We start from the raw sequence: 14120 nt of genomic DNA on the forward strand, positions 1-14120 counted from the left end.
CGCCCTCGCCGCTACTCCTCGCGCAGCGCCTCGACGATGCGCTCTGCGAGCTTGTCGCCGATGCCGAGCGGACGGAAGTCCTCGGCCTTCGCCTCGCGGATCTTCTTGAGCGAGCCGAAATGCCGCAGCAGCTGCTTGCGCCGCTTCTCCCCGATGCCGGAAATCGAGTCGAGGCGCGACTCGGTCATCGACTTGCCGCGCTGCTCGCGGTGGAACGAGATCGCGAACCGGTGCACCTCGTCCTGGATGCGCTGCAGCAGGTAGAACTCCTGGCTGTCGCGCGGCAGCGTCACCGGCTCGGGCGGGTCGCCGACCATGAGCTGCGCCGTCTTGTGCTTGGCGTCCTTGACGAGACCGCATACCGGCACCTGCAGCCCGAGCTCGTTCTCGAGGATGTCGTTGGCCGCGCTGATCTGACCCCGCCCGCCGTCGACGACGATCAGATCCGGCAGCGGCAGCCCTTCCTTGAGCACCCGCTCGTAGCGCCTGCGGATGACCTCGCGCATCGTCTCGTAGTCGTCCGGCCCTTGCACCGTGCGCACCTTGTATTTGCGATACTCCTTCTTGTCCGGCTTGCCGTCGGTGAACACGACCATCGCGGATACCGGGTTCGTGCCCTGGATGTTGGAGTTGTCGAACGCCTCGATGCGGCGGATGTCGGTCATTCCCAAATAGGCCGCGAGGCCCGCCTGAGCCTTGACGCTGCGCTCCTCGTCGCGCTCGATCAGCTTGAACTTCTCGTCGAGCGTCACCTTGGCGTTGCCCTCGGCCATCGCTACGACCTCGCGCTTGCGGCCGCGCTGCGGCAAATGCACCTTCACCTTGAGCCAGCTCTGGAGCGAGGCCCTCACCTCGTCGGCGGCCGAGCCCGGGGCCGGGTCCGCGCCGTCCGATTCCGGCTCCGGCTCCGCGAGGCCGTCCGCTTCTGCCGCCGAGTCCGCGGCAGAAGCGGACGCAGCGAGACTTTCCCCGGCGTCCGCCTCGCCTTCCTTGACGGCCGCGGAGGCGCCTGGCAGCGGCAGCAGGATTTCTTTGGGCAACGCCGGGTTGTCGCTGTAATATTGGGTCACGAACGTCATGAAATCGTCATACGCCTCGCCGTAATACGGGAACGACGTCGTGCGCCGCTCGATCAGCTTGCCGCCGCGCATGTAGAGGATCTGCACGCACATCCAGCCCTTGTCGGTCGCATAGCCGAACACGTCGCGGTCGAGCGCATCGGACAGCGTGATCTTCTGCTTCTCCATGACGGCGTCGATCGCCTGGATCTGGTCGCGGTATTCCTTGGCCCGCTCGAACTCCATCGCCTCCGCCGCGGCCGCCATCTTGCGCTGCAGCTCCGCCTTGACCTCGTCCTGGCCGCCGTTCAGGAAGCGCGCGATCTCCTGCACCATCGCCTCGTACGTGCCCGGCTCGATGTCGTACTCGCATGGAGCGATGCATTGTCCGAGATGATAGTAGAGGCACACCTTGTCCGGCAAGGTGTTGCACTTGCGCAGTGGATACAGCCGGTCGAGCAGCTTTTTCGTCTGCTGCGCCGCATAGGCGTTCGGATAGGGGCCGAAATATTTCCCCTTGTCCTTGACGATCCGCCGCGTCACCTCGAGCTTCGGATGCTTCTCGCTCGTGATCTTGATGTACGGGAACGTCTTGTCGTCCTTGAGCAGGACGTTGTAGCGCGGGTGGTACTGCTTGATGAGGTTGCACTCGAGGATGAGCGCTTCCATGTTGCTTGCCGTCACGATATATTCGAAGTCCCGGATCTCCGAGACGAGACGCTGCGTCTTGCCGTTGTGGGTGCCGTTGAAATACGAGCGCACCCGGTTCTTCAGCACCTTCGCCTTGCCGACGTAGATGATGGTGCCTTCCCCGTTCTTCATCAGATAGCAGCCCGGCTGATCGGGCAGCAGGGCGAGCTTGCCCTTGATGTGGTCCATCGTCCAGAGGCCTCCTTTTCGCGGCGCATCCGCTGGATTGCCGTACCTTCTATTGTAGCACAGGGGGCTTCGGCGAGTCAGTCCCCGCCTGTCCGCAAGGGCTGGCGGCCGCTCGGCGGCAATCGCTTCCATCCGAGCCGGACAGGCAAAATTCGCCTTTACATAAGTTCCGGAGTCTGGGTATACTACTAGGAGAAGTTGTCACGTGAGGTGCTGGCCCCCGGCCATGGACTCCGCCGCGCCGGCGGCAGGACAGCGATATTGAAGCGAGGAGGACGCACTATGGAGAACGTCAACGTCAGAGACCCGCGCGAGCATGTGAACGAGGAACCGCGAGACGACCTGAAGGATCTCGTGTTCGGATTCGGCGGCATGATCGGCTTTATGACCGTCGCCTATATCATCATGGTGATTGTCAAATACATCATCGATTAACGTTCCGCTACCCCATCCAACTCAACCCTCCGGCCCTCGGCCAGGAGGGTATTCATTTTTTCAAGGTCCTTCTTGCGCCGGCGAGGCGTCTATGGTAGTTTATTTCTATCTTTATAGAACTATTGGGAAAGGCGGGGATGACATGGTCGAGGACAACGAGGACGTCAAGCAAGCCGTCAAGGTCTACAAAGCTCTCGGAGAACCGACCCGCATAAAAATCGCCATGCTGCTCACGGAAGAACAGAACCTCTGCTGCTCCGACATCAGCGGCAAGCTCGATTCTGTCGCCGGCTCCACGCTCTCCCACCACCTCAAGCAGCTGACGGAAAGCGGCTTGCTGAAGCAGCGCAAGGACGGAACGTACATTTATTACAGCGTCAACAAAGAGATCGCCCGCAAGTATGCTCCTTATTTGCTGGAGTAATTTTTCTTCACCTTTTATTTCGACATATATGGAAATATAACTTCATGGCTATTATTTCGATATTTTTAGAAATATAAACAAATAGGAGCTGGAGAAAAATGACGGCAAGCTGGAAATGGAAAATCTATATGCTGGCCATCGTCAGCTTTCTGGTCGGCACGTCGGAATACATTATCGCCGGAATCTTGGATCAGGTCGCCGCCGATATCGGAGTCTCGCTCGCCGCAGCCGGCCAGCTGATCACCGTCTACTCCCTGGCCTATGCCTTCGGAACTCCTTTCCTGCTGGCCGCCGCGGCCAAGGCCGACCGCAAAAAGCTCATGATCGTCTCCCTCGCCGTCTTCGCCGCCGGCAACTTCGCCGCGCTCGCGTTCACCGGCTACGGAGCCTTGATCGTCTCCCGCATCATTCTCGCTCTCAGCAGCGGCGTCTTCATCGTCACCGCGATGACGGTCGCCTCCAAGCTCGCCCCGCCTGACAAGCAGGGCCGCGCCATCGCGACGCTCGTCATGGGCTTCAGCATGTCGCTGATCATCGGCGTGCCGCTGGGCCGGCTCATCGCCTCCGCGTACGACTGGAATCTCGTGTTCGGAGCCATCGGCCTGCTCGGCCTGCTCGCGATCCTGCTCGTGATCTATGCGGTTCCGTCGACCGACGGAGAGAAGCCGGCTCCGCTAAGGGAGCAGCTGAAGCTGCTGGCGAATCCGAGGGTCGCCATCGGACTCCTGATCACGTTTTTCTGGATCGGCGGCTATTCCATCACATATACCTACATCTCTCCCTTCCTGCTGGACGTGACGGGAATGAGCGATCGAAGCGTGAGCATCGCCTTGTTCGCGCTCGGCATCGCCGCCCTGATCGGCTCCCAGCTCGGGGGCTTCGGCACGGACCGGTGGGGCTTCCCCCGCATGCTGGTCGGCGGCATGGTTCTCCACTCGATCTTCCTGCTGCTGCTGTTCCTGTTCGCCGACTCTGCCGCCATCGTCGTTCCGCTGCTCATGCTCTGGTCCATAGCGGCCTGGTCGTCGGGTCCGACCCAGCAGTATCATCTGCTCACGCTGGCGCCTGGAGCGGCCGGCATCATGCTGAGCCTCAACAGCTCCATGCTCCAGCTCGGCATGGCAGCCGGAGCCGGCCTCGGCGGATTGGCCGTAAAGAGCTCTTCGCTGGCGGCCACGAGCGGGATCGGTGCCGCAGCCGTCGCTGTCGCGACGCTGACCGCAGCCGCATCGTTCGGCTATCTCAGCCCGGCAGCCGCGAGGCGCCGAAAGGCGATCCTGCCTGGAGCCGGCATCGTCAGGAAGGAGATCGATCTGGAGGACGCCAAGTAACCATTCCGCAAATCAAGCTCCAGCATCGCCGTCCAGCGGGCGTAGCGCCTGCCGGACGGCCTCGTCGAGTCAAAAAAAGGACAGGAGCGGAAATCCGCTCCTGTCCTTTTTTGAGTCGACCCGCGCTGCCGTCGAAATCATCCTTGGGCAGAGGCGGCCGTTCCTTGCTGCCGTGCCGCGGCAGCTTCGAACCGCTTGCGCTCCGTCCGGTCGATCTGCACGATCCGCCCGTCATGCACGGTGATGAGCACCGAGCCGTATTCCAGACCGTTGACCTGATCTGCGATCCGATCGAGCCACGCTTCATCCAATTCCACCGGCTTCGCCATGATTCATCCCTCCAGATCTTGATTCCGCTGAGCGGTCTTCCATTCGACCAGGCTTTTCGCCCCGAGCGTCAGCAGCGCGAGCAGCATGAGCAGCGACGCCGCCGCGAACGATGCGGAAAACTGGTACTCATTGTATAAAATCTCGACATGCAGAGGCAGCGTGTTCGTCTCGCCCCGGATATGGCCGGAGACGACCGAGACGGCTCCGAACTCGCCCATCGCGCGGGCGTTGCAGAGCACGAGGCCGTACAGCAGGCCCCACTTGATGTTCGGCAAGGTGACGCTCCAGAAAATGCGGAAGCCCTTGGCGCCGAGCGTGGCCGCCGCCTCCTCCTCCTGAATGCCCTGAGCCTGCATGAGCGGGATCAGCTCTCTGGCGACGAACGGGAACGTGACGAACATCGTCGCCAGCACGATGCCCGGCGGAGCGAACACGACCTGCAGGCCGCGTTCGTCCAGCCACGGCCCCAGGTAGCCCTGGGCGCCGAACAGCAGCAGGAACATGAAGCCGGCGATGACCGGCGACACGGAGAACGGCAGATCGATGAGACTGAGCAGCAGACTCTTGCCGCGGAAGCTGAACTTGGCGATGAGCCAGGAGGCCGCGATGCCGAACACCGTGTTGAGCGGCACCGCGATCGCCGCGACGAGCAGCGTCAGCTTGAGCGCCGACACGGCGTCGGGGTCGATGAGCGCGCTCAGGTAGACTTCCCAGCCGTGCTTGAGCCCTTCGACGAACACGGTGATGAGCGGCAGCAGCACGATCAGCGTCAGGAACAGCACGGCGATGCCGATCAGCAGCCAGCGGACGGCGGCCGGCTCCGAAGTCGGACGGCCGATGTCGGCCGGAGCCGGCTTGCGGACGGAGCGGGAGGTGGCGATTCCGCCTGCCATGGGCGATCCCTCCTATTCCGCCAGGGCGCGCCGGCTGGCGCGCCACTGGATGTAGTTGATGACGAGCAGCATGGCGAAGGACATCACGAGCAGCACGACCGCGATCGCCGTCGCCTGCTCGAGCTCGAACGACTCCAGCTTGGTCATGATGAGCAGCGGCGCGATCTCGGTCTTCATCGGCATGTTGCCGGAGATGAAGACGACCGAGCCGTACTCGCCGATGCCGCGGGCGAAGGCGAGCGCGAAGCCGGTCAGCAGCGCCGGCGTCAGCTCCGGCAGCACGACGCGCAGCACCGTGCGCCAACGTCCCGCCCCGAGCATGACCGCCGCCTCCTCGATTTCCTTGTCGAGATCCTCAAGCACGGGCTGCACGGTCCGCACGATGAACGGCAGGCCGATGAAGATCAGGGCGATCGTAATGCCGAGCGGCGTGAAGGCGACCTTCAGGCCGAGCGGCTCGAGCCACTGGCCGATCCAGCCGTTCGGGGCGTAGATCGCCGTGAGCGCGACGCCGGCGACCGCCGTGGGCAGCGCGAACGGCAGGTCGACGAGGCTGTCGAGCAGCTTGCGCCCCGGAAACCGGTAGCGCACGAGCACCCAGGCGACGATCAGCCCGAACAGCAGGTTGACGAGAGCGGCGGCAAGCGAGGTGAGCAGGCTGATCCGGTAGGAAGCCATCACCCGCGGGGCGGTCACGGTCGTCCAGAACTCGCCCCAGCTCAAATCGGACGTCTTGAGGAAGATGCAGCCCAGCGGGATGAGGACGATGATGCCGAGATACAGCACCGTGATGCCCATCGTGAGGCCGAAGCCCGGCAGCACGCTGCGAGACCGGGAACCTTTCATGTGAAGTCAGCTCCTGTAACGGTAGGATAGCGCGGTCGGTCCGCTCAGCTTACTTGGAGCCCGGCGTGTAGATCTCGTCGAACGTGCCGCCGTCGGCGAAGTGCTTCTTCTGCGCTTCCGCCCAGCCGCCGAAGTCCTTGTCGATCTGCAGCAGCTCGAGGTCTTTGAACGTGTCCTTGTACTGGGCGGCGATATCCGGGTTGATCGGACGGTAGAAGTTGTCGGCGGCGATCTTCTGGCCTTCGTCGGTGTAGAGATACTTCAGGTACTCTTCCGCCACCTCGCGCGTGCCCTTGCTGTCGACGACCTTGTCGACGACCGCGACCGGAGGCTCCGCCAGGATGCTGAGCGAAGGATAGACGATCTCGAACTTGTCGCCGAGCTCCTTTTGGGACAGGAACGCCTCGTTCTCCCATGCCAGGAGCACGTCGCCGATGCCCCGCTCGGTGAACGTCGTCGTCGAGCCGCGGGCTCCGGAATCGAGCACCGGCACGTTCTGGAACAGCTTCTTGATGAATTCCTTCGTCTTGGCCTCGTCGCCGCCGTCCTGCTTTTGCGCGTAGCCCCATGCCGCCAGGTAGTTCCAGCGGGCGCCGCCGGACGTTTTCGGGTTCGGCGTGATGACCTGAACGCCGTCCTTCACGAGATCGCTCCAGTCCTTGATTCCTTTCGGATTGCCCTTGCGGACGAGGAAGACGATCGTCGACGTGTACGGCGCGCTGTTGTCCTCGAACTTGCCCTTCCAGTCCTTGTTCAGCAGGCCTTTCTCGGCGATCGCGTCGATGTCGTAGCCGAGCGCCAGCGTCACGACGTCGGCCTTGAGGCCGCCGATGACCGACAGCGACTGCTTGCCGGAGCCGCCGTGCGACTGCTTCACGGTTACTTCCTGACCGGTTTTGTCTTTCCAGTACTTCGCGAACGCCGCGTTGAAGGACACATACAGCTCCCGCGTCGGATCGTAGGAGACGTTCAGCAGCTCGACCGGATCCTTCGGCGCCGGCGCTTCCGTCGCGCCGGCATTCGCAGCCGTATTTTCAGCCGGCGCGTTCGCGGCGCCGCCGCTTCCTGCCGAATTTGCAGCGTTGTTGCCGGACCCGCATGCGGTCAGACCGAGAGCGAGCGAAGCCGTGAGGAGCAGGACAGGCCACTTGGAGAGCGAGTTTCTTTTGGACATGATGGACACACCCCTTGGTTTTTTGGTCGATCCGCGCTCATGCCGGTGGTCCGGTAACAAGCCGTCAATTCCCAGTTGTTTAGTTGGTTTATGAAACGAATCATACCAGCCTATTCCTATCCGTGTCAACGGATTTTTCAACCGGATTTATGCAACGCATAAGGAGAGCTTATAAGGGATAACGCGGCGGGAAATTGAAACGAGGGCCCGGCTCTCGCTTCGGGGAGCGGGCATCGGAAACAGCGCCCGCTTTCGCGGAGCGTATATGAAATCGGCACCCGCTTCGCGGAGCGGGGACTGACATCGAGAGCGCCCGCTTCGCGGAGCAGCATTTGAAACCGGCACCCGCTTCGCGGAGCGGGGACTCGTTCCGATCTCCCTGGAGCCCAGATTCCTTTGATTCAATTTTTCAAAAAGGAAGGAATCCGGCCTCCAAGGGAAACGCTGCCGCTTCTCCACAAGCCCCCGTCCGCTTCGCTTTCCGGTTTGGTTCGCTCTGCCGCTTCGCTCGGCCATCCGCAATCCAATGGCACGGCTGACAGTTCCCCCCGTCCGAGACCCGTTCGCCCCGAATTACTCGGTTTTTCCGCGTAACTCCCCCCGTCCGGCACCCATTCGAGCCGAATTACTCGGTTTTTCCGCGCAACTCCCCCGTCCGGCACCCATTCGAGCCGAATTACTCGGTTTTTCCGCGCAACTCCCCCGTCCGGCACCCGTTCGACCCGAGTTGCGCGGTTTTTCCGCACAGCTCCGACGACTCGGAGACGACGGAATCGCCATCCTCAAGCTGCTCTAGGCGCGACGAAGCGCGGCAGCCCGCGGGCATCTTTACGGAGGATCAAAAAAAGCCGCTCTTTCCGTCCGGCAAGCGGATCGAAAAAAGCGGCTTGTCTTCTATTCCTCGGCGCTGTCCTTGCGGCCGCGCTTGTTCGTGCCTTTGACATGCACGACCTCGACGAAGGGACGGATCCGGTCCATCAGGCGCCGACCCTTGTGATACTCCTCGCCGTCCTTGCTCGTGAAGCTGAAATGCTGCTCCAGGTCGTCCAGCGCATGATTGGACGTATAAAAGGTCGGCTTGCGCTCCATCCGATAGTTGAGGATCGAGCCCATCACATGGTCGCGCACCCACGGACTCAGATTCTCGGCGCCGATGTCGTCGAAGACGAGGATGTCGGCTTCCTTCATCAGGTCGATCGTCTCCTTGAGCTTGCCCGGCTCGCCGAACATCGCCTTGAGATCCTCGACGAAGTCCGGCATGTAGACGATGACGCCGGAGCAGCCGTTCTTGGCGAGCTCGCTGAGCAGATAGCTCATCAGGAACGTCTTGCCCGTGCCGAACGAGCCGGTCAGGTACAGCCCTTCGGGCTGCAGGCCCTGCTCCTTGGTCCGGCGGATGTACTCCAGCACCTTCATGACCGCCGTCGAGCGGGCGCGGTCCTTCATCAGAATCTCGTCCGCCGAGTAGGCGCTCTCCAGCGTGCGCTCGCTGACGTAGAAGCTGCGGATGCGGGAGCGGATCTGCTCCTCGTTGCGGCGCGCGATGAACTTGCGGCAGGCCGTCTTGCGGTCGATCAGCCGCAGCTCGTCCGCGACCGTCTCGGTTGACAGCAGCGTGTAGTGGCCCTGGAAATCGTTCGGACAGCGATCGAGTCCCGGGCAGCTCTCGCAGCTCCGATGCTCGCGCACGTATTGGTACACCAGATTGGAGTTGCGCCGCAGCACGTCCTCGTCCAGCTCCGGATGCTGCTCCATCAGCCTCCGCACCTTAGGCTCGCGCATCAGCTCGTCCAGCTGCTCCTGCGCGCGGGCGCGCAGCTTGCTGCCGCCGGGCATGCTCTTCAGCAGATCGCGCAGCGATTCCATTGCTTCCACCTCCTTCGTTCGGATCGGCTCGTTGCGCTAGCGCCCGTCGAGCTTGCGCGCGAGCTTGCGCATCTCCTCCAGCTCCTCATCGCTGATCTCCGGCTCCGGCGCGGCATCGTCGCCGACGACCGGCAGCACCGGCTTGCGCGGCTGGCCGGCTCCGCGCCGATACCCGCCCGCGCTTCTCGCTCCGGCGGCGGCGCGTCCTGCCGGCTTGGCCGCGCCTGAGGCTTCGGCCGCCTCCTTGCTGCGCTCGAGCTCGGTCTGGCTGCGCACGTACAGCACCGCCTTTTCGAACTCGTCGACCTGCTGCACGAGCATGTTCGAAGCGACCGCCTCGATGAACGTCTTGGTCACCCGCGCCGAGCCCTTCATGCCGAACACATAATGCACGAGCACGTTGATGACCGGGGCCGGCAGCCGATAGTGCAGGTCGATGCGCTCGAACTGCCGCTCGATCCAGTCCGGCACCGCTCCGGGGAAGAAACGCTTCAGGAAGCGGGTATGCGGCTCGTTGCGCATGAGCATGTTGTATTGCTGGATGTCGCAGCGTCCCGTCAGCTGGGACGGCACCGGCAAGTAATGCTCGGCCTGCACGCCCTGCTCCGGCAGCTCGGCGTCGGCCTCCTCCTGCAGGCGCGACCCGGCGGCGCGCCGCTCCTCCTCGCGCTTGCGGTCCTGCCGATGCAGCTGGGCCGCCTTGAGCTGCAGCGCGTCGGTCTGGATGCCGCCGCGCCGGTCGAAGGCGTCCTCCTCGTCGAGCAGGCGGCATAGATCCGCCGGACCGAGCTCGTATTTGTAGGCGATGTAGTTGAGCTGGGCGAGCGCGTCCTTGTCCCCGCGCATCCGCTCCACGAACGGCCGGTTGAGCGAGCCGCGGGGGAAGCGGTACAGAATGTCGCCGTACTCGATGCCCGCTCCCGGCTGGGCGACAGGCTCCGGCGGCTGCCGGAGAGGCGCGGACTCCTCCAGCGCCTGCTCCAGCTCGGCGTCCACGGCGGCGCTCAGGCGGAACAGCTCGTAGAACGGCATCGAGATATTCTCCCTCTGCAGCTCATGCTGCGCCAGCTCGTCCGGCTCTCGCCGCAGCAGCGTCTCCTGGAGCGCGACGACGCCGTACTTGCCGACCTTGTCGCGCAGCAGCATGCTGAGATGCTGGCTGCGGAAAAACTCCGCCGGAGACAGCGGCGCATGCAGCTCGTACTCGTAGACGACCTCCTCCTGCCCCGGCAGGAACAGCCGGCAGGTCGTCAGCAGGCCGAGCGCCTCCAGCACGGAGGCGCAGCGCATGAGCTCGCGGCGTCCCGATTCGCTCGGATCGAGCCCGAGCCCGAGGAACAGCCTGCGCTGCGCGTCCATCGGAGAGTAGCCGCTGTAGCCCTCGTCCACTTGATGGTACAGGAGCTGATACAGAGAAGAGGCCGCTCCGCCGGTCATCGGCTGATAGATGAGCGCGAGCATCCGCTGGTCGAGCGGGCTCAGCGCGAAGCCCCGGTAGACGCAGAACCGGTGATGCTCGGTAAAAGCCAGCTTGCTTCCGATGCGCATGGGCGTGCCTCTCCTCCGTTCAAATCCGTTTTTCGTCCTATCAGTTTATCATAGAGCGGCCGCATCCGACAGCATTCGCCACGAGAAAGCGGCGGCCTCCTTTTGCCATTTGCGTCTCCCGGAGGCGTCGCCGAAAAAGAGGACGGCCCGCTCCTCCCACGGCTCCGGTGGAACCGTCTGGAAAAGCGGGCCGCCTGTCCGGCCTGCGCCCTAGAACATCTTGTAGCCGCCGATCCGCAGGGCGCGGATGGCGTAGCCGCTCACGTAGGCGCCGACAAGCGCCGCGACGACGGGCAGCCAGTCGATGAAGGTGAACTCCGCCAGGTTGGCGCTGAAGGTAGCGGCGTGATCCCAGGTCGACCATATGTAAAGCGGCACCAGCACGATGACGAACAGATAGATGGGGAACCAAGTCGTCTTCATCAGCATGTTGAGAATGAAGCCGATCCCGAACATCATGACAAAAAACAACACCATCGCAATCACGATTTGAAGCATGCGGCCAATCATCCCTTCGGCTAGCGTTCCTTTTCAGTTTATGCCAAGCCCCCTGGCAAGTCAATTTGCAAAAGGCCGTCCGGCTCGACGAAGACGGGTGGATCGGCTACAATGGGGAATGGATCTACGAGCGAAATTCGGGAGCGTACGCCGCTCCCTTTAATGAAGGAAGGAGCCATGCAACGATGAGTGATGCCGCACAAACGCTGGAGGGCTGGTACGTCCTCCATGATTTCCGCACGATCGACTGGCAAGCCTGGAAGCAGGCCGGAGAAGGAGAGCGAGCCGCCGCGCTGGACGCGATCCAGTCGATGCTCGCCGATTGGAGCGCCCAGGAGGAGCAGCGCCAGGGCAGCACGGCGTTCTACGCCATCGTCGGCCAGAAGGCGGACTTCGTGCTCATGCACCTGCGCGAGACGCTCGAGGAGCTGAATGAGCTCGAGACCAGCTTCAACAAGAGCCCGCTCGCCGCGTTCACGAAGCCGGCGTATTCGTACGTCAGCATCGTCGAGCTGTCGAACTACATGAGCAAGCCGGGCGAGGACCCGATGTCCAATCCCGACATCGTCGCGCGCCTCAAGCCGACGCTGCCGAAGGCCCGCCACATCTGCTTCTACCCGATGAACAAGCGCCGCGACGGCGGCGACAACTGGTACATGCTGAGCATGGACGAGCGCCGCGCGATGATGCGCAGCCACGGCATGATCGGCCGTCAGTACGCCGGCAAGGTCAAGCAGATCATCAGCGGCTCCGTCGGCTTCGACAACTGGGAGTGGGGCGTGACGCTGTTCGCGGAGGACGCGCTGCAGTTCAAGAAGCTCGTGTACGAGATGCGCTTCGACGAAGTGAGCGCCCGCTACGGCGATTTCGGCGACTTCTACGTCGGCAATCGGCTCGATGCGGACAAGCTGGTCAAGCTGCTCCAGGTGTAAGATCCGCGCCCGCCAAAAGATGAAGCCGCTCCCTCTTGGGAAGCGGCTTTTTTATGCGAGGCCAGGCCCGCTTTTCATCCTTTGACGGCGCCGGCGCTCAAGCCGCCGACGATATACTTTTGGAAGAACAGGAAGATGACCGCCGGCGGCAGCAGCGTCATCGACAGAATTGCGAACCGCACGTTCCAGTTGATCGTGGAGCCGGCATAAATGATTTTGGTATAGATCGCCGCGGCGAGCGGCTGCATGTCCTCCTGCATGACGAGGCTGGACCAGTAGAAGTCGTTCCAGGTCGTGGAGAATCCGAGCATCGTGATCGTGATGAGGATCGGCATGGACAGCGGAACGGCGATCATCGCGAAGCTCCGCAGCTCGGAAGCGCCGTCGATGCGGGCCGCCTCCAGCATTTCCTTGTGGATGCCGTCGAAGAAGTTTTTGAGCAGCATGAGATAAAAGGCATTGGCGCCTGCCGGCAGCCAGAACGCCCAGTATCGGTTCAAGAGGTCCAGATCCTTCAGGTTCAAGAAGTTCGGGATCAAGTACGACGCGGCCGGAATGAGCAGGGTGCACATGAAGTAGAGCGTCACCGCTTTTTTGAACGGCACCTGCATATGCGACAAGCCGTAAGCGGCCAAGCCGAGGACGACCAGCGAGAAGACGGTGTTGCCGACGAAGATGAGCAAGGTGTTTTTGAAATGCATCGGGATGTTCAGGTAGCCGAACGATTCCTTGTAATTGCTCCAGTGCCACTCGCTCGGGAAAAACGGCGCGGGAAACTCGAAAAACTCCTGCGTCGACTTGAGCGAGTTGAGCACGGTATTGACGAACGGGTACAGCATCGACACCGAGATGAGCGCGATCGCCAGCACGACGAAGCCGTAGATTACCCGGACGGCCGGCTTGCGAAAATCATAGCGGGACATGATCGCCCGCTCCTGCTCGGCCTTCATGCGGCATCATCTCCTTTTCTGAGCTTGATCGTAAGCAGCGAGAAGACGACGAGGAACACAAACATCAAGACGCCCATCGCGCTCGCCTTGCCGAAGTTGAAGTACGTGAACGCTTCGCGCGTCGTCAGCAGCAGATAGGTCAGCGTGCCGTTGTCCGGGCCGCCGCCGAACATGATCAGCTGGGATTGGAACGCTTGCGAGGTGGAGATCAGCTGCAGCACGAGCAGCAGCAGGATGAGATTTTTGATGCCCGGCAAGGTCACGTACCGGATCCGTCCCCATACGCCGGCGCCGTCCAGCTCGGCCGCCTCGTACATGTCCTTCGGAATGGCGGACAGCCCTGCGATATAGATCAATGTCGCGCTCCCGAAATTTTGCCAGGTTTCCAAGATGACGAGCGAGAACATGGCGTGTTCTTTGCTGTAGAAGTCAAAGCTCGGCAAGCCCAAGAAATTCAGGAATGTGTTGATCGGGCCGATCGGATCGTAAAACCATTGCCACATGCCGTAAAGCACGATGGCCGGGATGATGCTCGGCAAATAGCCGATGATGCGCGCCGGACCTCGGAACCATTTCAGCTCCGACACCCCGATCGCCATCGCGATCGGCACCCAGAAGCCGATGACGAGCGCCAGCCCCATGTAATACAGCGTGTTTTTGATTGCCGTATAAAAGTCGGGATTTCCGAGCACTTCTTGATAATTCTGCAATCCGACAAACGTATTGCCATTGACGAAATCGACCTGATAGAAGCTGTACCCGATCCCTTTGGCGATCGGAACCCACAGGAACAACAAGAAAATCAGTACCGCCGGCAGCAGAAACAAGCTTCCCCACGCGTATTTTTTCATTCGCCTGCCCAGGCTCGCATGGGCAAGGGGCGCATCCGCCTTCGCCGGCGCCTGCGGTTGAACTTGCATCGCCATATCCCTTCTCCTTCCTTTCCGCCGCAATCG

The 14120-nt window shown here is 62.1% G+C and carries 14 protein-coding genes; 4 read left to right on the forward strand and 10 right to left on the reverse strand.

What is annotated here, in order from left to right:
• Positions 1 to 11 precede the first annotated feature (11 nt).
• Positions 12 to 1937 carry an excinuclease ABC subunit UvrC gene (uvrC, locus tag NYE40_RS18345; RefSeq protein ID WP_052333323.1) on the reverse strand — a complete coding sequence of 642 codons (1926 nt, stop codon included), beginning with the start codon at positions 1935 to 1937 and terminating at the stop codon, positions 12 to 14.
• Between the two features lie 282 nt (positions 1938 to 2219).
• On the opposite strand from uvrC, the gene NYE40_RS18350 reads away from it, so the two are divergent.
• From NYE40_RS18350 to NYE40_RS18360, 3 genes are all read left to right on the forward strand, one after another.
• Positions 2220 to 2372, forward strand: a complete 153-nt coding sequence (locus NYE40_RS18350) for a YqzM family protein (RefSeq protein ID WP_101808037.1) — start codon at positions 2220 to 2222, stop codon at positions 2370 to 2372.
• 142 nt (positions 2373 to 2514) lie between these two features.
• On the forward strand, positions 2515 to 2796 hold the full coding sequence (locus NYE40_RS18355) for a metalloregulator ArsR/SmtB family transcription factor (RefSeq protein ID WP_028599269.1): 282 nt from the start codon (positions 2515 to 2517) through the stop codon (positions 2794 to 2796).
• Positions 2797 to 2894: 98 nt separating this feature from the next.
• The gene (locus NYE40_RS18360; protein ID WP_052333324.1) at positions 2895 to 4127 is read left to right on the forward strand and encodes an MFS transporter; all 1233 of its coding nucleotides are present in this window, start codon (positions 2895 to 2897) and stop codon (positions 4125 to 4127) included.
• A gap of 137 nt (positions 4128 to 4264) precedes the next feature.
• Here the strand turns inward: NYE40_RS18360 and NYE40_RS18365 are convergent, their stop codons facing one another.
• The 7 genes from NYE40_RS18365 to NYE40_RS18395 all read right to left on the reverse strand — a co-directional run bounded on the left by NYE40_RS18365 (position 4265) and on the right by NYE40_RS18395 (position 11282).
• Positions 4265 to 4456, reverse strand: a complete 192-nt coding sequence (locus tag NYE40_RS18365; protein ID WP_028599270.1) for a YezD family protein — start codon at positions 4454 to 4456, stop codon at positions 4265 to 4267.
• Between the two features lie 3 nt (positions 4457 to 4459).
• Positions 4460 to 5350 carry a sulfate ABC transporter permease subunit CysW gene (gene cysW / locus NYE40_RS18370; RefSeq protein ID WP_339278769.1) on the reverse strand — a complete coding sequence of 297 codons (891 nt, stop codon included), beginning with the start codon at positions 5348 to 5350 and terminating at the stop codon, positions 4460 to 4462.
• Between the two features lie 12 nt (positions 5351 to 5362).
• On the reverse strand, positions 5363 to 6196 hold the full coding sequence (gene cysT, locus NYE40_RS18375) for a sulfate ABC transporter permease subunit CysT (RefSeq protein ID WP_028599272.1): 834 nt from the start codon (positions 6194 to 6196) through the stop codon (positions 5363 to 5365).
• Positions 6197 to 6245: 49 nt separating this feature from the next.
• Positions 6246 to 7370 carry a sulfate ABC transporter substrate-binding protein gene (locus NYE40_RS18380; RefSeq protein WP_028599273.1) on the reverse strand — a complete coding sequence of 375 codons (1125 nt, stop codon included), beginning with the start codon at positions 7368 to 7370 and terminating at the stop codon, positions 6246 to 6248.
• An 894-nt stretch (positions 7371 to 8264) separates the two neighbouring features.
• On the reverse strand, positions 8265 to 9236 hold the full coding sequence (gene dnaI, locus NYE40_RS18385; protein WP_101808038.1) for a primosomal protein DnaI: 972 nt from the start codon (positions 9234 to 9236) through the stop codon (positions 8265 to 8267).
• A 36-nt stretch (positions 9237 to 9272) separates the two neighbouring features.
• Positions 9273 to 10784, reverse strand: coding sequence for a helicase DnaB (locus NYE40_RS18390; protein WP_101808039.1), 1512 nt, complete (start codon positions 10782 to 10784; stop codon positions 9273 to 9275).
• 210 nt (positions 10785 to 10994) lie between these two features.
• Positions 10995 to 11282 (reverse strand): YuiB family protein, encoded by a 288-nt coding sequence (locus NYE40_RS18395; RefSeq protein ID WP_028600548.1) that lies wholly within the window; start codon positions 11280 to 11282, stop codon positions 10995 to 10997.
• A gap of 185 nt (positions 11283 to 11467) precedes the next feature.
• Here NYE40_RS18395 and hemQ point away from each other — a divergent pair, with 185 nt between their 5' ends.
• Positions 11468 to 12214: a hydrogen peroxide-dependent heme synthase gene (gene hemQ / locus NYE40_RS18400; RefSeq protein WP_028600547.1), complete on the forward strand. Its 747-nt coding sequence runs from the start codon at positions 11468 to 11470 to the stop codon at positions 12212 to 12214.
• A 74-nt stretch (positions 12215 to 12288) separates the two neighbouring features.
• Here hemQ and NYE40_RS18405 read toward each other — a convergent pair whose 3' ends face one another.
• Together NYE40_RS18405 and NYE40_RS18410 are read right to left on the reverse strand one after the other, a co-directional pair.
• Positions 12289 to 13164, reverse strand: coding sequence for a carbohydrate ABC transporter permease (locus tag NYE40_RS18405; RefSeq protein WP_153784128.1), 876 nt, complete (start codon positions 13162 to 13164; stop codon positions 12289 to 12291).
• Positions 13161 to 14084: a sugar ABC transporter permease gene (locus NYE40_RS18410; RefSeq protein WP_228551651.1), complete on the reverse strand. Its 924-nt coding sequence runs from the start codon at positions 14082 to 14084 to the stop codon at positions 13161 to 13163. The genes NYE40_RS18405 and NYE40_RS18410 overlap by 4 nt, the downstream gene beginning before the upstream one ends.
• Positions 14085 to 14120 lie beyond the last annotated feature (36 nt).

The sequence above is a fragment of the Paenibacillus sp. FSL W8-1187 genome, from assembly GCF_037965485.1.
Taxonomy (GTDB): Bacteria; Bacillota; Bacilli; order Paenibacillales; family Paenibacillaceae; genus Paenibacillus_O; species Paenibacillus_O pasadenensis.